Genomic DNA, 21,491 nt, shown 5'->3' with positions numbered 1-21,491 from the left:
GTGTACAGTACATTGAACTGGTTGCCGATGGGAGGTCTGATGGTTGATCCGCGGGCAACCGGCGACGATCTGACGGCCAAGGCGCGCATTCGCAACACCGCCCTGGATCTCTACGCCACACACGGCGAAGACCGAATCTCCCTGCGCGCCATCGCCGCCGAGGCCGGCGTCGCGGTGGGCCTGGTGCAGCACCACTTCAAGACCAAGGCCGGCCTGCGGAACGCCGTCGATCAGTTGGTGGTCGACTACTTCGCGGGCGCCCTGGCCGAGGTGCCCGAAGACGCCTCGACGGCAGTGCGCGACGACGCCGTTCGGGACATGCTGCGCGCCAATCCGGCGGTGGTCGACTACGTGCGCCGGGCGCTCCTGCAGCCCAATGTCGCCGACAGCCACCTGGTCGACGTGATCGTCGACCTCACGCAGCGCGAGGTTCGGGCGGCCCGCAAGACGGGTCGTGCCTCGACCACCCGCCGCGAGAACATCCAGGTCGTCGCCGTCTTGGCGCGGCAGATGGGCGAACTACTGTTGGCACCCATGGTCGACGCGGTGTGGCAGCGAGTAGCGCCGGATACCAGGCCACCGCGGCTGCGGGTGAGCGTCGACGAGGCCGGGCAATGACGGTCAGCATCGACGAGTTCGAGGTCGCCGACACGGCAGAGTCCTGGACTGCCGCGGGTTTCACCGTTGATCCCGATGATGTGTGCCGAATCGGCGGCGTTCGGATCCGGTTGGTCGGACGCGACCACGGCACCGGCATCGCCAGGTGGTCGCTGCGCGGCCTGCCGTCCGACCAGCCCCTCGACGGCATCCCCACCACCCGATCAGATGCCGCTGCCCCAGCCCCGGCGGAGCACGCGAACGGCGCCCTCTCGGTCGACCATGTCGTGCTGCTGTCACCTGACCTCAGCCGGACCGTCGCGGCCCTCGCGGCGGTCGGCGTCCACCCGCGCCGCGAGCGCGACGGGCAACTCGGCGGCCGTCCGATGCGGCAGATCTTCTTCCGGCTGGGCGAGGTGATCCTCGAAGTCGTCGGCTCGCCCGACACCAAGGGTGACGGTCCGTCCACGCTCTGGGGCCTGACATACATCGCGCGCGACATCGACGCCACGGCCGCGTTCTTCGGCGACCGCACCGCACCGGTGAAGCCTGCGGTGCAACCCGGACGCCGGATCACCACGCTGCGACATCAAGAATTCGGGATGTCGGTCCGCACGGCGATGATCTCGGCCCCTATTCTCAGCCCATGAGCGACTCCGCCACCGATGACATCGTGGTCATCCACACCGACGGCGGCTGCCGCCCCAACCCCGGTCCCGGCGGCTGGGGCGCGGTGCTGCGCATGCGTCATCACGTGCGGGAAATGTGCGGCGGCGAGCCTGACGAGACCAGCAACAACCGCATGGAGCTCACGGCGCCCATCATGGCGCTCGAAGCATTGACGCGGCCCGTCGTGGTGCACCTGCACACCGACAGCACCTACGTCCGCAACGGCATCACCAAGTGGGTGCACGGCTGGGAACGCAATGGCTGGATGACGGCGTCGAAGCAGCCAGTGAAGAACGTAGACCTCTGGAAGCGGCTGCAAGCCGCGTGCGCCCGGCACGAGGTCGAGTGGTTCTGGGTGAAAGGGCACGCGGGCGTCGCCGACAACGAGTTGGCCGACCAGCTGGCGACCCGCGGGCTGGAAGAGGCTGTCGCTCTCGCGTTCACTCCCACGTGACCTCCGCCGGTGTCTTGTCCGGACGCAGCCCACGCCAGCTGGGCTGCCGCAACCGGCCATCCGAGGTCCGCTCGCTGTAGCGCACCTCCCCCACCACCTCGGGTCGGACATACGTCACGCCTTTGGCATCCAATGCGGAAAGCGGTGCGGTAAAAGGTGATTCGATGATTTCCAGCGGTGCCAGCATCGCCCGCAGGTCGCCCAGCATCTTGTCGGTGAACCCGGTGCCGACGCGCCCGGCGAACTGCAGACCGTGCTCGTCGGGCACGCCGACCAGCAGTGCCCCGATGCCACTGGTGCGGCCGCCTTCCCCGGCGCGCCAGCCGCCGATCACCACTTCCTGTGTGCGCCAGAACTTGTCCTTGACCCACGCCTCCGACCGGCCAGGCCGATATCCGGAATCCCATTTCTTGGCGACCACTCCTTCGAAGCCGCGGCCACTCGCAACCTCCAGGGGATCTTCGGCGGGCAGCAGCGGCGGTACCGTCAGCGCACCATCGGAGGCCAGCGCTTCCAACAGCTTTCGCCGATCTCGGTACTTTGCGCGAGTCAGGTCACGTCCGTCGAGGGACAGGATGTCGAAACACCAGAATTCGATGTGACTGCGGGGACCGCGGTTCTGCATGGCCTGGAAACTCGGTACGCCATCCTGCAATGCCACCACCTCACCGTCCAGGATCACGTGGTGATCGGCGAGATCGGCTGCCAACGACTGCAATTGCGGGAACTCCCCCGTGATATCGCGACCGCTGCGCGAGGTGAGCCGGATCCGGCCGTGGTCGGCCTCTACGAGGAGCCGGTAGCCGTCCCACTTACCCTCGAAGGCCCACTGGTCCGAAGACAGTCGACGCACCGATCCGTGGGTCGCCAGCATCGGTTGCAGCCGCTGCTCTTTCATCCGGCGCACCAGCCAGTTCTTACCGTCGGTCTGGATGAGCACGTACCGTCCGGAGACCCGGTTGCCGTGGAGGTTGACGATCACCTCACCGCCAGAGCCTGAGTCCCGGAACTTTTCGGTGTCGTAGGTGCCCGAGTCCCAGATCGAGACGTGCCCACCGCCGTATTCGCCCTTGGGGATATCGCCTTCGAAGGTGGCGTATTCCAGCGGATGGTCTTCGGTATGCACCGCCAGGTGGTTGACGGTCGAGGTGTCCGGAAGGTTCTTCGGCACAGCCCAACTGACCAGCACGCCGTCGCGTTCCAGCCGGAAGTCGTAGTGCAGCCGGCGGGCGTGATGTTCTTGAATGACGAACCGATTGTTCTGGCCCGACGCGGGCTGGGCCGCCGGCACGGGCTCCGGTGTCCGGCCCGGGTCCCGCATGCTGCGGTAGGTGGTGAGCCGGTCGGCGACCGGCGCATCGGCATCCATGGCGGCGAGCAGATCACCGTCACGGGCCAAGCGGGCCAGCACCTCGTCGAACCGCAGCTGCCGCAACTCCGGATCGTCGAGTTCGTCCCAGGTGCGCGGCGCCGCGACGGTCGGCTCGTCGCGACCGCGCAACGAATACGGTGCCACCGTCGTCTTGGCCGAGGAGTTCTGACTCCAGTCCAGGAACACCTTGCCGGCCCGCAGGCTGCGGGTCATGGTCGCGGTGACCAGCCCACCCATGGATGATTCGAGTTGTTGGGCAACACGTTTGGCGACGGCCGACGCACCGCGCGAGCTGACGGGCGAGGCCAGCGGCACATAGAGGTGCACACCCTTGCTGCCGCTGGTCACCGGATACGCCTCCAGGTCCATGCCGGCGATGAGTTCGCGCACCGCGCGGGCCACCCCGCACAGCTGGGCCATGGTGATGCCCTCGCCGGGATCGAGGTCGAACACGATGCGCGTGGCGGGTCCCGGAGCCAGGACATCGCCCGCCCCGCTTCGCCCACCCGCCCCGACAAAGCGCCATTGCGGCACATGCACTTCCAAGGACGCTTGCTGGGCGATCCAGGCCAGCCCCTCCGGAGTGTCGATGATCGGGTAGACGGTGGTCCCGCTGCGATGCGTGATGGCGCCGCGTTCGAGCCACTCCGGCGCCGACGACGCCAGCTGCTTCTCGAAGAATGGCTGCTGCGCAACACCATTGGGCCACCGTTTGCGGGTGACCGGACGGCCCGCGATGTGCGGCAGCATCGCGTCGGCGACGGCGAGGTAATAGTCGAAGACGTCGGCCTTGGTCGTGCCCGTCGACGGGTAGAGCACCTTGTCCGGGTTGGTCAGCCGCACCCGTCCGAATTGCTCCACACCTCGAGTATCCAAGCTCGAACGCGATCATGGGCCATACTGAGGTATGCGGTCCATCTGGAAGGGGTCAGTAGCCTTCGGTCTGGTCAATGTGCCGGTCAAGGTGTACAGCGCGACCGAGGATCACGACATCAAGTTTCATCAGGTGCATGCCAAGGACAATGGCCGCATCCGATACAAGCGGGTGTGCGAGGTCTGCGGCGAGGTCGTCGAGTTCCGGGACATCGCCAAGTCTTTCGAATCCGAGGACGGCCAGACCGTCATCATCACCGACGATGACATCGCGACCCTGCCCGAGGAGCGAAGTCGCGAGATCGAGGTAATCGAATTCGTCCCGGCGGAACAGATCGATCCGCTGATGTACGACCGGAGCTACTTTCTGGAGCCCGACTCGAAGTCGTCCAAGTCGTACGTGTTGCTCGCTCAAACCCTGGCCCAGACCGACCGAGTGGCGATCGTGCACTTCTCGCTCCGCAACAAGACGCGGCTCGCGGCATTGCGGGTGAAGGATTTCGGCAAGCGCAACGTGATGATCGTCCACACGCTGTTGTGGCCCGACGAGATTCGCGACCCCGATTTCCCGGTGCTGGACAAGGAAGTCGAGATCAAGAAGGCCGAACTGAAGATGGCCGGCCAGGTGGTGGACTCGATGACCGAGGACTTCCATCCTGAGCAGTTCCACGACACTTACCGCGAGCAGATGGAAGAACTGATCGAGGCGAAGATCGCGGGCGGCGAGGCATTCACCACGGAGGAAGCGGCGACCGAGCTCGACGCGACCGAGGACGTCTCCGATCTGCTGGCCAAGTTGGAGGCGAGCGTCAAGGCGCGGAAGGGCTGACCGGGCGCGATTCGCCCGAAGTCCAGCAGCGCGGCCCCGGATGGGGTATACGGATCCTGTGCAGATTCCAGCCGGGGATCGAAGCGAGACTGCCACGGCGGCAGCGGAATTGACGCACGAGACGGATCGCATTGCGGCCAATCCGACAATCTGCCTCAACATGATCGTGCGCAACGAGGCACACATCGTCACGGAAGTGCTGGACGCGGTGGCCCCGTACATCAGTTGTTGGGCGATCGTGGACACCGGCTCCGAGGACGGCACCCAGGATGTGATTCGTCACCACATGGCCAGTCTGGGCATACCGGGCCGGCTGTATGACCGGCCGTGGCGCAATTTCGGCGAGAATCGTTCCGAAGCGTTGGAATTGGCACAGAGCCGCTCCGACTACATCTGGGTCATGGATGCCGACGACACCGTCAGGGGCCGGCTCGACTTCACCGGGCTGACGGCGGACGTCTATGCGATGCGGATCAACGACGGTCTGATCTACTGGCGCCGACAGTTGTTCCGGAGCGGCATGCCCTGGCGATACGTCGGCGTGGTGCACGAATACGCAGACTGCTCGGAGCCATTCACCGAGTCGCGAATCGAAGGCGACTACTTCGTCGAATCCCGTCGCCTCGGCGCCCGCAACAACGATCCGCAGAAGTACGCGCGCGACCGCGACCTGCTGCTGGCTGATCTGCAGCGCGACCCCGATAACCCGCGATCAGTCTTCTATCTGTCCGAAAGTTATTTCAACCTAGGCGATTTCACTAATGCGCGAAAGTGGGCAGCCCGGCGCGCCGAGATGGGCGGATGGGATGAGGAAACGTACTACGCGCTATGGCAGGTCGCCAGGTCGATGACCCGAATGGACGAACCGTGGCCAGACGTGCAGGACGCCTATCTGCGAGCCTGGGAGTTCCGGCCGACCCGCGCGGAGCCGCTGCATGCCATTGCCGTCAAGTACCGGACCGATGGCCGGTATGCGCTCGGCTACTTGTTCGCCGAGCATGCCGCCGCAATTCCCTTGCCGGCAGCGGATATTCTGTTCGTCGACGAGTCCGTCTACCACTGGCGGGCGTTGGATGAGCAGGCGATATGCGCATCGTGGCTCGGTCGACACGACGAGGCATTTGCGCTGTGCCGCCGGTTGTTGAAGCGCACCGACATCTCAGATGAGGACCGCCGTCGGATCGCCACGAACCGCGACCTGTCTGCGGCTCCGATGCTCGATGCAGCCAAAATCTACCCGAACACATTGGCGCACAACATCAATGCCCATCAGCACAGCGCTGAGGTGACGGTCAGCCTGATCGCCGGGCCAAGCGTCCAAGCGACCGAACATGCACTCAACTCATTCCTGAATTGTTGCAGCGACCTGAGCCTGGTCGGCCGGTTCCTCCTGCTGGACACGGGCATCCACGACCGTGACCGTGCCGGCCTGTTGTCCAGGTACCCCTTCCTCGAACCTATTTCGTACACACCGTCGAACGAGCCACTGGCTGAACTGACCGCGATCCGTGATCACGTCCAGGGTAAGTACTGGTTGCACCTCGGCCAGGGCTGGCTCTTCTTCGCGCCCGAAGCCCTGATCAGCAGGCTGCGCGCAACGCTGGCAGCCGAACAGTCGGTCGTCCAGGTAGGAGTCAACTTCGGCGACGCCCAAGGCGCTCTCGGCGTGTGTCCGCCACGAGACACGCTGCGCGGTAACGCAAATTCCGCCCACTACGTCATCACCGACAGCGCGGCCCACGGTCCGGCGATGATCGATCTGACCCGACTAGATGCCGCTCCGGCCGACGGACCGCGAACAGCCGCCCTTGATGAGGTTTTCTGCATCAAGGGCGGCTGAAATCCACGCGGTCTATCCGCCAGTACCGCCCTTTCCACCGGCACCGCCGGCGCCACCAGCTCCACCGGCTCCACCGGCACCGGAGCCGCCGACGTCGCCGAAGGTGACGTGGCCGGGAGTGCCCGCGCTACCAGCGCTACCAGCGCCACCAGTACCGCCAACCGAACCCGTGTGCCCGGCAGAGCCGCCCGCCCCAGTGGAGCCCACGGTGCCCGTTGCGCCGGTCTTTCCAGCCGTGCCGCTGCTGCCAGTCGAGCCGCTGGCGCCTGTCGCACCGCTGGTGCCAGTGGCCCCCGTGGAGCCCGCACTGCCGGACGTGCCGGACGAGCCAAAGCCCAAGCCGCCCAACAGTCCGCCACCACCGCCTGCACCCGCGGCGCCACCCGTTCCGCCGGTACCACCAATGCCGCCGGAGCCGCCCGAGCCGCCGCCACCGCCTGCGCCGGCGTTGCCGCCAGCACCACCAACGCCCGCGCCGCCACCAGCGCCGCCGGCACCACCAGTTCCACCGGTTCCACCAGTACCACCAGTGCCACCGGTGCCACCGGTCCCACCAGTTCCACCGGGGCCACCAGTGATCACGTCAGGGAGCGGGAATATCACCGAGATGCCGTTACCGCCGTCCCCACCGGTTCCACCCGTGCCACCGGTTCCACCCGTGCCACCGGTTCCACCCGTGCCACCGGTTCCACCAGCACCGCCGGTCCCACCGGATCCGCCAGTACCACCGGCGCCGCCGCTACCGCCGGTGCCACCGTTGCCACCAGATCCGCCGGTGCCACCGGTACCACCCGTGCCACCAATGCCGCCGTCACCACCTTGTCCGCCACTGCCGAACAGCGTCAGCAGTCCGGCACTGCCACCCTTGCCGCCAGCTCCGGCGGCCGTGCCCTGCAGGCCTGTTCCGCCCGCGCCACCGCCACCGCCGGCACCGCCGGGAGTGCCGGTTCCACCAGGACCGCCCGGCCCGCCGTCAGTACCATTGCCGCCCGTACCGCCGGTGCCACCGGCAGTACCCGCGCCGCCGGCGCTACCGGCATCGCCGGCGCCGCCCGTACCGCCCGGCAAACCGACCAGGGCAAAGTCACTGCCGTTCGAGCCCGTTGCTCCTTCAGCACCTGCCGTGCCTGCCGTGCCCGCGGTGCCCGATGCACCGAACGCTCCGGTCTTGCCGGCGATACCGGGCGTTCCGGACGCCCCCGTCGCGCCATCGGTGCCTGCGGTGCCGTCCGCACCTGCGCCGCCCGCGACGCCGGTGGCGCCGAAGCCGCCGGCACCGCCGTTTCCACCTCGACCGCCGCTGCCGAACAGACCGAGCAAGCCCATGTTTCCGCCGCTGCCGCCATTACTGCCGGCGATGGTGGCGGTGCCGTCTGCGCCGTTGCCGCCCTTGCCACCGTCACCAAACAGAATGCCCGCGGCACCGCCGTCGCCACCGTTCTCACCGGCAACCGTGCTGTCCCAGCCGGCGCCACCGCTGCCGCCCAAGATGCCGCCCGCCTGACCGTTCGGGTGTGCGGCAGTGCCCGCAGCGCCGTTGCAGATCAGACCGCACGGGCTGTCCAGGGGGTCCGGTGTTGTGGGCATGACCGGCAAGAGCAACGGTTTCGCGCCGCCGCCTCCGGGGGCGACGCCGCCACCGAATAGATCCGTCAGCCACCACCACGGATTGTTGGGGTCGGGAGTCAACGGCGCCAGGGGGAAACTGAAGTCAGTCAACGCCACCGCTCGCACCGGAGGCGGCGCGGCGAGAGCGCTCATCACGCCCGGCGGAATCGCCATCGCAATACCGGCACTCGCGGCGGCAACTCCTAATGCGCCGGTCGCGAGATAGGTAGCCGGTTTCCGAGACTTTGAAGGCTTGGATTTGCGTTGCTTGGACACGATCGAATCCTCCTTCGGATTCAAAGTGTTTTCGCCGGCGCGCCGCACGGTTGAAGGAAAATTACCACGTTCGCCACACGCCGAAAAGAACTAGCGAATATTTCGCGTAATCGCATGTGGTACACCATGTTTGCTATTTCACCGTCAATTACGGTGAGTTGCACAGAATCGGATATTCACGTGCGAATAATATTACTTTGCGTAATTGTGTTCATGCGCAACTTGCGAAACTTGCGTACAAGTTCGAATCGATCTTGAATGCAAAAACTCCGGGAATTCGCTTAATATTCCGCCGGCGATAATTGTTGCAACCCGAGGCCGCCAGTTAAACCCTGGACCAAGACGGCGCCAATCCGCCTCGGCATGGCTCACTTGCAGAGATCGGCAATTTTCTTGCTGAGGGCGTCACCCGACTTGAGCCGGCCACCCTGCGCAGGATCGCTCGCCCCGACTCCCGCTTGTCCGTACATCGAGATGTCCTGTAAGTCGTTGGCAAATTCGCGAACCGCGGACGCCAGCTCAGCCGGCGTGGCCGGGTCGAGATGCGCGAGCAGATATGTGGCGCCACTACTCATTGCCAGCCGGGAAACGGCGGTCACCGCCTCGACGGCAACCGGTTCGGGCCCGAGCTCTGTGTGGGTCTGCAGAGAAACCGCCGCGCGCACCGTAGCGAACGCCGTGCAGGCGCGAGCCTTGGCATCAGCGACCTGTTGCCCGGACGGCGCGGGCACGGCCGGCGATTCGTGCCGCGGCGGTGCCACCAACGCCCAGACCGCTACCCCGAGGGCAATCGCCGCCACAGCGAGCGACAGGGGCGCAATCCATTTGGGCTGAACATCGACCGCGACCGCATGCCGCGAGACGGCTGATTGCCCCGGAACCGAACCCTCCGCGTCCTCCGACATGCGCGCGATATTAGAGCAGCAGACACCGGAGTATTGGCAGTTGGGCAAACCTCGGCCGAATCGTAAGCAAACACGCAGAGCCCTGGTGGCTTCGCCAGGTTCCAGAATCATCATCCCCACTTAGAACGTGTTCTAGAAATCTGTTCCCGGAGCGCGCCGATCTTGTTAACGTGCCTAACAACAACCAACACGAAGCGAGTGAGGCACACGTGATTCTGGACAGATTCCGACTCGACAACCAGGTAGCCGTAGTGACCGGCGCGGGCCGTGGCCTCGGCGCGGCCATTGCCGTCGCGTTCGCCGAAGCGGGTGCTGACGTGGTGATTGCCTCCCGCACCGAGTCGCAGTTGCAGGACGTGGCGAAACAAGTCGAGCAGGCCGGCCGACGGGCCCACGTCATCGCCGCCGACCTCGCCCACCCGGACGAGACCGCCAAGCTCGCCGCGGCGGCGGTCGAGGCGTTCGGCAGACTAGATGTCGTCGTCAACAACGTCGGCGGCACCATGCCCGCCCCGCTCATGTACACCTCACCGCAGGATCTCAAAGACGCGTTCACCTTCAACGTCGTCACCGCACACGCGCTGACCCAGGCTGCGGTCCCGCTGATGCTGGAGCATGCCGGCGGCGGCAGCGTCATCAACATCACCTCGGCCGTCGGCCGGTTGGCGGGCCGTGGCTTCGCCGCGTACGGCACCGCCAAGGCCGCGTTGGCGCACTACACCAAGCTGGCCGCCATGGACCTGTGCCCGAAGATCCGGGTCAACGGCATCGCGCCCGGTTCGATCCTCACCTCGGCGCTGGACATCGTCGCCTCCAACGACGCGCTGCGTGACCCCATGGAGAAGGCCACCCCGCTGCGTCGCCTCGGCGACCCGGAGGACATCGCTGCCGCCGCGCTGTACCTGGCCTCACCGGCCGGCGCCTACGTCACCGGCAAGGTGCTGGAGGTCGACGGCGGCCTCACGTTTCCCAACCTCGACCTGCCCATCCCGGACCTGTGAGGAGCGCGTACATGCCCATCAAAGTCGCCGCAGTCGGCACCGGAAACGTCGGTCGCCATGCCCTGACGCAGCTCATCAATGACCCTGCCTACGAACTGACCGGCGTCTGGGTTTCCTCTGCCGCCAAGACCGGCAAAGACGCCGGAGAGCTTGCCGGACTTGATGTTTCGACCGGCATCACGGCCACCGACGACCTCGATGCCATCCTGGCCGGCAAGCCGGACTGCATCGTCTACACCGCCATGGCCGACAACCGACTGCCCGAGGCGCTCGAGGACTACCGGCGCATCCTGGCGGCCGGGGTCAACGTGGTCGCCAGCGCGGCGGTGTTTCTGCAGTATCCGTGGCAAGTGCTGCCCACCGAACTGATCGCGCCGCTCGAAGATGCCGCGCAGACGGGCTCTTCGTCCCTATTTGTCAACGGCATCGACCCCGGCTTCGCCAATGACCTTCTCCCCCTTGCCCTCATGGGCACCTGTCAGAGCGTCGAGCAGGTCCGGTGCATGGAGATCGTCGACTACGCCACCTACGACAGCGCGACGGTCATGTTCGACGTCATGGGCTTCGGCAAGCCCATCGACGAGTTGCCGATGCTGCTGCAGCCCGGCGTGCTGAGCCTGGCCTGGGGTTCCGTGGTGCGCCAGCTGGCCGCCGGCCTCGGCATCGAACTCGACGAGTTGACCGAGACGCACACTCGCGTGCCGGCGCCCGAGGACTTCGACATCGCGTCAGGCCACATCCCGGCCGGCACCACGGCGGCCATGCGTTTTGAAGTGCGCGGCATGAAGGACGGACGCGCCGCCGTCGTACTCGAGCACATCACCCGCCTGCGCGACGATCTGTGCCCCGACTGGCCGCAACCGGCCCAGGAGGGTGGCTCCTACCGGGTCGAGGTGACCGGCGAGCCGTCATATGCCCTTGACCTGTGCCTGAGCAGCCGCAAGGGCGACCACAACCACGCCGGACTCGTTGCCACGGCAGCACGGGTGGTGAACGCCATCCCGGCGGTCGTCGCCGCCGAACCGGGCATCCGCACGACCCTCGATCTGCCGCTCATCACCGGGAAAGGCCTGTACCGCCCCAGCTGACGACGCCGAAATAGAGTCATTCGTCGCTAGCGGGTGACCTACCTCTCACAGCCAGAATCAGGGCGAACTTACGCACAAGTCAGTTCGCCGACTGTCCGATTCTGAGCCTTTGAGAGGGCCCACTATGCACACCGCCGCTCGACCGTTCGCTTCCGTCGGCGTGTCCCTGGCCGGGGCCGCGGCTATCGCCGTCGCCCCGGTCATGGCGCCGACCGTCAGTACCCAGATTCACCACATGGAAGCTCAGATCGAGCGCGCCGCAGTACGTTTGACCGCCGCTGTCAATCCCTTTGAGGCATACGCGCAGGCGTTCAACAACACCGTCGCCAGCCTGCAGACCATCGTGAGCACGGCACAGACCCAGGGACCGACCCCAATTTTGACCGCGGCCCTGAACAATCAACTCGCCGCGCTGCAGGACCTGCTGAAACTGGTGTCATCGCCCGGTTCGGTCAAGGTCGATCCCAGCCCGCAACCGGCCGTGCCCTTCGCGGCGGCTCCGCCGCTGTTGAACGCGCTGGGCGCCACGCTCGGCCAGATCGGCTCCAACCTCACCACAGCGGTACCGCCGCTGCTGGCCGCCGCCGTCAACGATCTGGCAAAGGGCAACGTCGAGGACGCGACCAATCAGCTGCTGCTGGTGGGGCTGAACGCGCTGATCCCACTGACCAATCTGCTGGCGCCCGCCCTCAACTCCGTCGCCTATCCGCTGCAAGGTCTGGTCACCGCGATCGACAAGCTCGGTCCGCTGGGGGTCATCGCCGCCAATCCGCTGCAGAACGCCGTCAATGTCCTCAACACGCTCAACCAGGGGTTCGGCGGGCTGCAGCCGTCGAACGCCCTCGTCATCGTCGGTGGTCTGCTCGGCCCGCTGATCCAAGCACCTGCGGCCATGGGCGCCGCGGTACAGGACGTCATCGATGCCACGCGCACCGGCGATCTCGGCAAGGTGGCCACCGCTCTCATCTCGATTCCCGCGACCGTCCTGAACGGGGTCCTCAACGGTGGCTACGGCCCCGACCTGTCGACCGTGATCGACACCGGTCTGCCCGGCGTGCCGCTGTACGCCGGCGGCCTGCTGACCTCGTTCGGCATCAACCTCAACGGTGGCCCGCTCGGCTTTACCGTCAACCTCCCGGGTCCGGTCGCCGCTCTGCAACTTCTGCAGAAACTCGTCGCCGACGCGCTCAAGCCGCCGCCGGTCACGACGGCCAAGACGGCGGTCGCAGCCACCGCGCCCGTCGCCGCCAACGCGGTGCCGGCCACCGACGCGACGACCGTCGCGGTACCGGCCGCGGCAGTCGTCAAGGCCCTGCCCGCCAAGGCGGCGACGGACCCCGCGAAGCCCGTTGATCAGACCGCGACGAAGACGGACACCACCAAGGCGGACGCTACGAGCACGGCTGAAACACCCACGAAAACCGTTGCGACAAAGCCCGATTCGCCGGCCGCTACCGGTACGGACGCGGCAACCGGCACCACCGGCACCACCAAGCCCGCGGACCCAGGTAGCACTGACACCGCGCATACGGGCAGCGGGCAGACCGGTACCAACGGCGACGGCACGGCTGCTGATCACACCAAGGGTGGCGACGCCAAGGGCGGTATCAAGGACGGGGGCGCCAAGTCCGACGCCAAGCCGGCCAAGCCGGACACCAAGTCCGACGCCAAGCCGGCCAAGCCGGCCAAGCCGGACACCAAGTCCGACTCGAAGTCCGAGTCGAAGCCCGAGTCGAAGCCCGCCAAGCCCGCGAAGGCGTCCAGCGGTGCAGGCCAGGCGAAGGACGGCACGAGCAGTCACGCCAAGTAGGACAACGAATGTTGGCTTGTGGTCGGGGATCTCGAGGGATCTCGACCACAAGCCGACACTCGCGGCGAGCTAGGCTGACGCCGCCGCCTGAATCAGCATGTCCGCCAACGCCGCGGTGGCCGGCGTCAGACGTCCCACCGGCTGCGACGCCAAATAGACCTGCCACGTGACACTTTGACTCAATGCGACCGCGCGCAGATCGTCGAACTCCGCGCATTCCGACGCGGGCATGAAGGTGGTCCCCAGCCCTTGACGAACCAGTTCACCGACCACCGAGAAGCGGCAGGAATCACGTGGACGGGACGCGATTGGACGCCCGCCGCCAGAAAGGCGTTGTCCATCAGGCAGCGAAAGCCCCAATCCGGCGGGAACCCGATCAGGTCCTCCTCCGCCGGGTCGATCAGACTGACCTCTTTCTTCGACGCCATCGGATGATCGTTGCGGCAGACGAAGACCATCGGCTCCTCGAACATCAACCGCATGTCGAGCGCGCCTAAGCGAGGAAGCGTTCGCCGGCGACCGTCAGCTCGATCTGCTGGCGGGAGCGGTCGAACAACTGCACACCGAGCTCACGCTCCAGCTTGGCAATCGACGTGAGATGGCGGACTGCACCACGTGGACGCGACGGGCAGCGCGGGTGAAGCTGTGCTCGATGGCGACCGCCACAAAGCGCTCGACCTGCCGTAACTCCACGCCGCAGATCATCTACGTCATAGATGGGACATATCAATAGCTGTCATTAGACGTGCTGACCGATCGGATGTCTCATGGTTCTTGTGAACTTCGCGTCGACGCAGCTCATCGGGCGCGACGCCGAACTCACGGCCCTGCGGGATGCCATCGCGTCACCGCCGCACGGGCAGGTCATCGTCATCTCTGGCGCATTGGGCTCGGGCAAGACGTCGCTGCTTGCCGAGGCCGAGCGGCAAGCACATTCGCTGGGCCATCGCGTCCTCGGAATCGCCGGGCTGCCCGGCGAGATCGACACTCCGCTGGGTGGCCTGCACCGGCTGCTGCGGGCGCTCAACGACGCCGAGGCCAACCCGTACGGGCGTGCCAATATCATCGAAACCCTTTTCAGCACACCATTGTTCGGCGATCAGATCCACACCGCCAGATTGGCCGCGGCACTGCTCGAGCTCTTGGACGCGGTGCCGCGGCGGCAGCCGGTGCTGGTCACGGTCGATGACGCCCACTGGCTCGACGAGCAATCCCGCAGCGTTCTGTTGTTCGCCGCCCGGCGGAGCGCCGGCCGCCCGATCACCGTGGCGCTGACGCTGCCTGACGCTGTCGCCCCGACGGGGCTGGCGGGCCGTTCGGCTGTCGAGATTCCGCTGGCGCCAATGAACCTCGACCAGTCGATCGCGCTGCTGGAGGCACAACCCGCACCACCGGGCGGCCTGCTCCGCGAGCAGACCATCAAACAATCCGCGGGCAATGCCGCCGCGATCATCCACTTTTCCGGCACGGCTGCCGGCGCGACACCCACGGCGGGTTATGCACCGGACCCGTTGCCGTTGCCGATCAGCGCCCATGCGGTCTACGCACAGCATCTGGCGCACCTACCCGCAGCCACGCGCGCCGCGCTCGTCGTCCTCGCGACCGCGTCCGCCGCCGACCTGCGCGCGCTGCCGCCCGGCGTGCTGGCCGACCCGGCGGTGCTGGCCCCGGCAGAGACCGCGGGCATCGTGCGTATCGAGGCCGCACGCATCAACCCCATCAATCCCCTCATCCGGTCTGCCGCCTATTACGGAGCGCCGCTGACCACTCGGCTGGACGCGCACCGGCTCCTGGCCGACGCGTTGCGTACGTCGCCTCAGCGCGAGGCCTGGCACCGAGCCCAAGCGGCGTCGTCCACCGCCGGCAGTCCGCGTGACCGCATCCGGGCATTGACCGCACGCGGCATGGCCACGATGTGGCATGACGGGCGGGCGGCGGCCGAGGCTCTCCTGGCCGCGACCGACGAAGCGACCGGGGTCGAACCCGAGCTGGCGTGGGAACCGCTGCGCGTGGCGGCCGCCGCGGCTTTCCTGTCCGGTGATCCAGCCGCGTATCGGGGGACGGTGCACGCGCTGCACCGGTTGGACGACGCGATGCCGGTGCTGACTGGCAGCTCGGCGACATCGCGGCTGTGGGTCGAAGCGGTGACCGACTCTCCGCGCGCACGCGCCGACGTGGCTGCGTTCATCGCCCCACCGGCCGGTGGCCTCGGGGCTCTGGACCTGAGCCTGATCGGCCTGGCCGCCGGCGTGACCGACGAGTCAGAGCTCAGCATCCGCAGTCTGCGCGGCGCGCAGTCTTTGATGACACAACATGATTCGACGAACGGGCAGGCGCTGACGGCAGCGATCCTGGCCTGGTCGTGTGTCGACTCCGGCCGCTGGGACGAAGCACTCAGAATTACCGGCCAACTGCACACCCTCGGGGCCGTCAGCGATCAACCACTGATCACCGCGACCGGGGACCTGATCCGAGCCACTGTCACCGCCCATCGCGGAGACACCGCGTCCGCGCGCGATCACATCGGCACAGCACTGAATGTCGTTGGTTTCCAGGACAACCGATTGCACGCGGCACGGGCACATCATGTCCTCGGGCTGCTCAACCTCGTGGTCGGCAACGATCTCGGGGCCTACGGCCATCTGTCCGAGTTGTTCACCGACTCCGGTGTGCCTCTGCACCAGCACGTCTCTTTCCGCGCTCTCGTCGACTACGCCGAGGCAGCTCTGCGGACGGGCATGGTCGACGACGCGAGGCGCATATTCGCCGCCGCACTGACGCACCTACCGCAGCCGCACTCCGCGCGCGTCGGCCAGCTGGTGAACCACACCTCGGCTCTGCTCGGCGTCGGGGAGGCCGGCACCATCCTGGCCCGCGCGCTCGCCGATGCCGCCGGTGAGCAGTGGCCATTCGAACGCGCCCGGTTGCGGCTCAGCTACTCAGGCTGGCTTCGGCGAAGCCGTCGACGCAAAGAAGCGCGCCGGCACATCTCAGCCGCCCGGGCCACCTTCGAGACGCTGGGTGCCAGACCGTGGCTGGAAATCTGCGCTCGGGAATTGCGCGCATCAGGCGGCGTCACGGCAGCGTCGGCGACGCCGTCCACCGAACGACTGAGCCCCCAAGAGCATCAGGTCGTCTATCTCGCCGGACGTGGCTTCACCAACCCGCAGATCGCGGCCCAACTTCAACTTTCGACACGCACGGTGTCCGGATACCTCTACCGCTCATTTCCGAAACTGGGCGTCACCAGCCGGCACCAGATCCGCGACATCCCGCCGCCGCCTGACGGGCGCGGGGCCGCCGGCTGACCTATTTCCCCAATCGCAAGGTTTCGGCTACCCTAACTTTTCTATTCGAAGACCCGGATGGAAAGTGAGCGCAGTGCTGACCGAGAGCCGCACGTCGTCCCGCCCGACGTGGTCCTTGCTGGGCCCGGCGTTCGTCGCTGCCATCGCCTATGTGGATCCGGGCAACGTCGCGGCGAACATGAGCGCGGGCGCGAAGTTCGGTTTCTTGCTGGTGTGGGTGATCCTGCTGGCCAACGTCATGGCCGGGCTGGTGCAGTACCTGTCGGCCAAACTTGGCCTGACGACGGGCCGCTCGCTGCCCGAACTGGTTGCCGACAACTGCCGCACCCCGACCCGGATCGCGTTCTGGGTGCAAGCTGAATTGGTCGCTGTGGCAACCGATCTCGCCGAAGTCGTGGGCGGCGCCATCGCCTTGCAACTGTTGTTCGGGCTGCCGATGCTGCTGGGCGGCGTGATCACCGGAGTGGTGTCCATGGGCCTGCTATCGGTGCAGAACCGCGGCGGCCAGCGCGCCTTTGAGCGGGTCATCGGCGGATTGCTGCTGATCATCACCATCGGCTTCTTGGCCAGCCTGGTCGTCGAGCCGCCCGCGGCCGGCGACGTGCTCGGGGGAATGGTGCCGCGCTTCACCGGCACCGAGAGCCTGCTACTGGCCACCGCGATCCTCGGCGCGACGGTCATGCCGCACGTCGTCTACCTCCACTCGGGCCTGGCCCGGGACCGGCACGGGAAACCGGAGCCTGGCGCTCCCCTGCGGCGCATGCTGCGGATCACCCGCGTCGACGTCGGTCTGGCGATGGTGGTCGCCGGCGGGGTGAACCTGGCGATGCTGCTCGCGGCGGCCACCAATCTGCAAGGCGTCGACGGCACCGACACCATCGAGGGCGCGTATGCCGCGGTCGGCAACGCCTTGGGTCCGGCGGTCGCGCTGTGCTTCGCCATCGGTCTGCTGGCTTCGGGCCTGGCGTCCTCGTCGGTCGGGGCGTATGCCGGCGCCATGATCATGCAGGGCCTGCTCAACCGGTCCTACCCGTTGCTGCTGCGCCGGGCCGTGACTGTGATTCCCGCCCTGGTGGTGCTGGCCATCGGATTCGACCCGACGCGCGCGCTGGTGCTGTCCCAGGTAGTGCTGTCGTTCGGCATCCCGTTCGCGCTGATTCCGCTGGTTCGGCTGACCAGTAACCGCGCCCTGATGGGCGAGAACATCAACCACCGGGCCGTCACGACGCTCGGATGGGCTGTGGCCGTGCTGATTTCAGTGCTGAACGTGGTGCTGATCTATCTGACCGTCACGGGCTGATCGCTGCCGCGATCTCCCCGCTGCGGACTGCCACGTTCGACAGCAGCGTCGCGCCCAGGCCGTGGCTGTGTTCGACGGTCGCACCATTGAGATAGATGTCGCCGGGAGCACCTGGCCTGGCCACCAGCCGATAGTCGCGCGTGGCCACCGGCCGGCCCTGCGCATCGAATTCGTAGCAGGACGCCAGCTCGCCCAGGAACGCCGCCACATCCATCGGCGCGTATCCGGTCGCGTACACCACGGCATCGCAGCGCACCGTCTCGGTCGTGTTGTCGATGAGGTTGCGCACGCCGAGCCGGACCTCGACGTCGTCCTCGTCGGCGCCGACGACTGCGCAGGCACGGTGGAGAAACAGTCTCCGGTCCCCGCCCACGCGTTCGCCGTACTCGCGCTCATACAAGTCCGCGATGAGGTCGACGTCGACGGCCGAATAGTTGGCCGAGCGGTGATAGTCGAGCAACCGCTGCCGCTCCGCGCTGTCCGCGCCGTAGAACTCGTCGACCGCCGACGGGTCGAAGATGCGGTTCACGAACGCGCTGTCGTCGGCGAGGCTGTACCCGTAACGGCCGAACACGGCGTGCACCTCGGCCAGCGGATAAGCATGGTGCAGATAGCCGACCACCTCGGCGGCGCTCTGTCCTGCACCCACCACAGCGAAGCGGCCCACTTCCGGCGATCCCAGAGCCGCCAAAGCACTGAGCAGTTGGTGGCTGTGCCACTGCCGCCGTGTCGGCTCCGTCCCGGCGGGCAACACCGGGTGCAGGCCGGTGCCCAGCACCAGGGTGCGTGCCGCGACGACCTCGCCAGGGTCCAGGTGCACCTCGAATCCGTTATCGGTCGCCGTCACCCGCACCACCCGGCGGCCGTACTGTACGTCGGCGGCGAACTGGTCGGCGGCCCACTGCAGGTAGTCGTGGAACTCATGCCGGCTGGGAAACACGTCGTGGCGGCCGATGAAATCAATGAGCCGGCCGCGGTCATTCAGATAGTTCACGAAGGTGTATGCGCTCTGCGGATTACGCAGCGTCACCAAGTCTTTGAGGAACGGGATCTGCATGCGGGTTCCGGGCAACAGCATGTCGCGGTGCCAACCGAACCGCGGCTGGGCATCGACGAATCGGCCGCGCACGCCACGCTCGGCGAGGGCCACCGCGAGTGCCAGATTCGACGGCCCGAATCCGACCCCGAGCATGTCGGCCTCAAGCCTGGACATGGTCCCGGGTGAGCCGAGCGAGATACAGCTTGTGCACCATGTCGCGGTTGATCAGCACCACGAAATCGGCCATGTCGAATTCCGGGTCGTACGACGGTTCCCCACAGATCACCCCACCGATCCGGAGACTGCCGGCCACCATCGGCGGAATTCGCACCCGGCCGGGGTCCGGCAGCTCGGCCAAAGGAATTCCGTTGACCTGCACCGGGTTTCGTGGCGTAACCCGGAATTCCTCTGGCGCCGGGTGCTTTCGGAAAGCCCGGTCCAGGACGCCGCGCACCAACGCACCGCGCGGACCCCCGTCCTCCATACGCACCGACAGACTGCCGATCGCCCATTGGTGGCCCGTCAGTTCCTGATAGCGCAGGATTCCGGCCCACAGCAAGGCCATCACCGCACCGTTTCGATGGTCGGGATGCACGCTGGCGCGGCCCAATTCGACCAGCGACGGCCGCAACGCATCGATGCCCGCACCGATCTCGAAGTTGGTGTCCGTGAAGATGCCGCCGGCCGCTCGGGCGCCGTCCGGGGGCAGCAACCGATAGCAGCCGACAATCGCCCCGGTCTCTTCATCCCGGGCCAGCAGATGATCGCTGTACGCGTCGAACCGGTCGATGTCGATCATCTCACCGGTGCGCGGTCCGCGAATCGCTTGTGGGAGTGCGGCGCCCAGCTCCTCGGCGAACGTCTGGTACCGCAGGCGCTGCGCGGCTTCGATCTCGTCGGGGTCGTCAGAGATGACGACGCTGTATCGGCCCCCTGAGAAGAGAACAGCAGCACCGACCATAAGGTGTGAAAATATCGGCATCCAGCCTCGGTCGTAGCAACTTCGGCTAATCCACAGTATCGGCATAGATTGTTTGCCGAGCGCCCATTCGGACGAGTACCACCACGACCACTGTGGAGGCAGTCGCAGCCACCGCCGCGGCCGTCAACGCGGCCTGCATGCCGGCCGCACCGGCTTCCCGAGCGACCGCCGCCAGCGCGGGACGCAGCCGGTCGGGTACCACCGCGAGCGCCCGCAACCCGGCCCCGGCCGCCAGCCCGTCGCTCAACTGCCGCGCAGGTTCGACCGCAAGGCCGGGCACTGCGGAAAGCCGCGCCGTGGCAAGGTCACCCGCGTGCCGACTGAACAGTGCACCCAGCCCGGCGACCCCGGCCAGAATGCCGATCTGACGCGCAGTGCTGACGGTTCCCGTCGCCATGCCGGCGTCGGTAACCGGAACGAAGCGCAGCGCCGCATCGGACGTCAACGCGGACAACGCACCGAGCCCGAGTCCCGCCACCACCGACCCCGCGATGAAATGCGTCCACGTCGTGTGGGCGTTTACTGCGGTCATCATCCACATACCCACGGCAATCAACGCGACGCCGGCGGGGATGGTCGCCGCCACCGGTATGCGCCGCGCGGCGACCATTGCCGATGGGGCACCGACCACGATGGCCAGTGTCAGCGGTAACGCCCGCAGACCGGCGCCAAAGGGACTGAAGCCCAACGTATTCATGAAGTACAGCGCCAGGTAGTTGGTCGACGCGATGAGCGTTCCACTTGCGGCGAACGCAGCCAGGGAGACGCCGGCGAAACCGGGACCGGCGAGCAGGCGCACGTCGAGCATCGGCTCGGCCAGGCGCGACTCGCGCAATCCGAAGGCGACCAGAGCCGCCACACAGAATGCGCTCAGTGCCAACATGATCGGGCTACTCCAACCGAAGCGGTTGCCTTCGATCAGCACGTACACACCCGCGAACAACGCCGCAGTCAACACCGCCGTCCCCCAGACATCGACCGGGCGGGACTGTTCGACGACGCTTTCCGGGACGGCGAAGATGACGATGTACAGCGCGAGTACCCCGACCGGCAGGTTGATCAGGAAGATCGACGGCCACCCGTATGCGGTGACCAGCGCGCCGCCCAGCAGCGGCCCGACGGCACCACCCGCTCCCATCGCCGCGCCGTAGGCGGCGATGGCACCCGCCCGCTGTCGCGCATCGGGGAAGGCCGCCGCGATCATCGGCAGCGACACCCCGAGCAGCACTGCGCCGGCTGAGCCCTGCACTGCCCGAAGCCCGTTGAGCACGTCGATGTTGCGGGCCAGCGCGCACCCCGCCGACGCGAACATGAAGGCCACCAGCCCGCCGAGGTACAAGCGCCGCCGTCCCAGCCGATCACCCACCGTGGCCGCCGTCAATAACAGTCCGGCCATCGGCAGGGCGTAGGCGTCGACCACCCACTGCAATCCGGACAGGTGGGCGTGCAAGGAAGCCTGGATATCGGCCAGTGCCGCCGCGACGATCGTCATGTCGAGCAGCAGCATGAACACCACCACACAGACCGCGGTCAGGGTCAG

General features: G+C 66.8%; 16 protein-coding genes and 2 pseudogenes. 10 read left to right on the top strand and 8 right to left on the bottom strand.

The window, feature by feature from the left end; translation table 11 throughout:
* Positions 1-39 precede the first annotated feature (39 nt).
* From G6N59_RS20445 to rnhA, 3 genes are read left to right on the top strand one after another with little or no spacing between them, the layout of a single operon-like run.
* Complete coding sequence (locus G6N59_RS20445; protein ID WP_138228665.1) at positions 40-618, top strand: TetR/AcrR family transcriptional regulator; 579 nt, start codon at positions 40-42, stop codon at positions 616-618.
* Positions 615-1,247 (top strand): VOC family protein, encoded by a 633-nt coding sequence (locus G6N59_RS20440; RefSeq protein WP_138228664.1) that lies wholly within the window; start codon positions 615-617, stop codon positions 1,245-1,247. Before G6N59_RS20445 ends, G6N59_RS20440 begins: the two co-directional genes overlap by 4 nt.
* The gene (rnhA, locus tag G6N59_RS20435) at positions 1,244-1,720 is read left to right on the top strand and encodes a ribonuclease HI (RefSeq protein ID WP_138228663.1); all 477 of its coding nucleotides are present in this window, start codon (positions 1,244-1,246) and stop codon (positions 1,718-1,720) included. The genes G6N59_RS20440 and rnhA overlap by 4 nt, the downstream gene beginning before the upstream one ends.
* Here rnhA and G6N59_RS20430 read toward each other — a convergent pair.
* Positions 1,707-3,953 (bottom strand): ATP-dependent DNA ligase, encoded by a 2,247-nt coding sequence (locus tag G6N59_RS20430; protein ID WP_138228662.1) that lies wholly within the window; start codon positions 3,951-3,953, stop codon positions 1,707-1,709. The two genes, rnhA and G6N59_RS20430, sit on opposite strands and share 14 nt — an antisense overlap.
* A gap of 46 nt (positions 3,954-3,999) precedes the next feature.
* Here G6N59_RS20430 and ku point away from each other — a divergent pair.
* Positions 4,000-4,791, top strand: a pseudogene (gene ku, locus G6N59_RS20425) (non-homologous end joining protein Ku); the annotation flags it as partial.
* A 163-nt stretch (positions 4,792-4,954) separates the two neighbouring features.
* On the top strand, positions 4,955-6,634 hold the full coding sequence (locus G6N59_RS20420) for a glycosyltransferase (protein WP_234884064.1): 1,680 nt from the start codon (positions 4,955-4,957) through the stop codon (positions 6,632-6,634).
* Between the two features lie 12 nt (positions 6,635-6,646).
* On the opposite strand, the gene G6N59_RS31630 is transcribed toward G6N59_RS20420, so the two are convergent.
* Together G6N59_RS31630 and G6N59_RS20410 are read right to left on the bottom strand one after the other, a co-directional pair.
* Positions 6,647-8,416, bottom strand: a complete 1,770-nt coding sequence (locus G6N59_RS31630) for a PGRS repeat-containing protein (RefSeq protein WP_268815772.1) — start codon at positions 8,414-8,416, stop codon at positions 6,647-6,649.
* 470 nt (positions 8,417-8,886) lie between these two features.
* The gene (locus G6N59_RS20410) at positions 8,887-9,423 is read right to left on the bottom strand and encodes a hypothetical protein (protein ID WP_234884063.1); all 537 of its coding nucleotides are present in this window, start codon (positions 9,421-9,423) and stop codon (positions 8,887-8,889) included.
* Positions 9,424-9,632: 209 nt separating this feature from the next.
* On the opposite strand from G6N59_RS20410, the gene G6N59_RS20405 reads away from it, so the two are divergent.
* The 3 genes from G6N59_RS20405 to G6N59_RS20395 all read left to right on the top strand — a co-directional run bounded on the left by G6N59_RS20405 (position 9,633) and on the right by G6N59_RS20395 (position 13,322).
* Positions 9,633-10,424, top strand: coding sequence for an SDR family oxidoreductase (locus G6N59_RS20405; protein ID WP_138228659.1), 792 nt, complete (start codon positions 9,633-9,635; stop codon positions 10,422-10,424).
* Positions 10,425-10,435: 11 nt separating this feature from the next.
* Positions 10,436-11,512, top strand: a complete 1,077-nt coding sequence (locus tag G6N59_RS20400; RefSeq protein ID WP_138228658.1) for an NAD(P)H-dependent amine dehydrogenase family protein — start codon at positions 10,436-10,438, stop codon at positions 11,510-11,512.
* A gap of 124 nt (positions 11,513-11,636) precedes the next feature.
* The gene (locus G6N59_RS20395; protein ID WP_138228657.1) at positions 11,637-13,322 is read left to right on the top strand and encodes a hypothetical protein; all 1,686 of its coding nucleotides are present in this window, start codon (positions 11,637-11,639) and stop codon (positions 13,320-13,322) included.
* Between the two features lie 179 nt (positions 13,323-13,501).
* Here the strand turns inward: G6N59_RS20395 and G6N59_RS20390 are convergent, their stop codons facing one another.
* Positions 13,502-13,804, bottom strand: coding sequence for a LysR substrate-binding domain-containing protein (locus G6N59_RS20390; protein ID WP_163911529.1), 303 nt, complete (start codon positions 13,802-13,804; stop codon positions 13,502-13,504).
* A gap of 11 nt (positions 13,805-13,815) precedes the next feature.
* Positions 13,816-14,027: pseudogene (locus G6N59_RS20385) on the bottom strand (LysR family transcriptional regulator).
* Between the two features lie 62 nt (positions 14,028-14,089).
* On the opposite strand from G6N59_RS20385, the gene G6N59_RS20380 reads away from it, so the two are divergent.
* On the top strand, positions 14,090-16,630 hold the full coding sequence (locus tag G6N59_RS20380; protein WP_138228656.1) for an AAA family ATPase: 2,541 nt from the start codon (positions 14,090-14,092) through the stop codon (positions 16,628-16,630).
* 73 nt (positions 16,631-16,703) lie between these two features.
* Positions 16,704-17,930, top strand: coding sequence for an Nramp family divalent metal transporter (locus tag G6N59_RS20375; protein WP_138228714.1), 1,227 nt, complete (start codon positions 16,704-16,706; stop codon positions 17,928-17,930).
* Here the strand turns inward: G6N59_RS20375 and G6N59_RS20370 are convergent.
* From G6N59_RS20370 to G6N59_RS20360, 3 genes are read right to left on the bottom strand one after another with little or no spacing between them, the layout of a single operon-like run.
* The gene (locus G6N59_RS20370) at positions 17,920-19,143 is read right to left on the bottom strand and encodes a lysine N(6)-hydroxylase/L-ornithine N(5)-oxygenase family protein (protein ID WP_456153676.1); all 1,224 of its coding nucleotides are present in this window, start codon (positions 19,141-19,143) and stop codon (positions 17,920-17,922) included. The two genes, G6N59_RS20375 and G6N59_RS20370, sit on opposite strands and share 11 nt — an antisense overlap.
* Positions 19,130-19,930, bottom strand: a complete 801-nt coding sequence (locus G6N59_RS20365) for a GNAT family N-acetyltransferase (RefSeq protein ID WP_138228655.1) — start codon at positions 19,928-19,930, stop codon at positions 19,130-19,132. Before G6N59_RS20365 ends, G6N59_RS20370 begins: the two co-directional genes overlap by 14 nt.
* Positions 19,931-19,976: 46 nt before the next feature.
* Complete coding sequence (locus tag G6N59_RS20360; protein WP_234884069.1) at positions 19,977-21,491, bottom strand: MFS transporter; 1,515 nt, start codon at positions 21,489-21,491, stop codon at positions 19,977-19,979.

The organism is Mycolicibacterium aubagnense, from assembly GCF_010730955.1.
GTDB lineage: Bacteria > Actinomycetota > Actinomycetes > Mycobacteriales > Mycobacteriaceae > Mycobacterium > Mycobacterium aubagnense.
The sequence above is the reverse complement of the archived record's forward strand: the minus strand, read 5'-3'. Positions and strand labels throughout refer to the sequence as shown.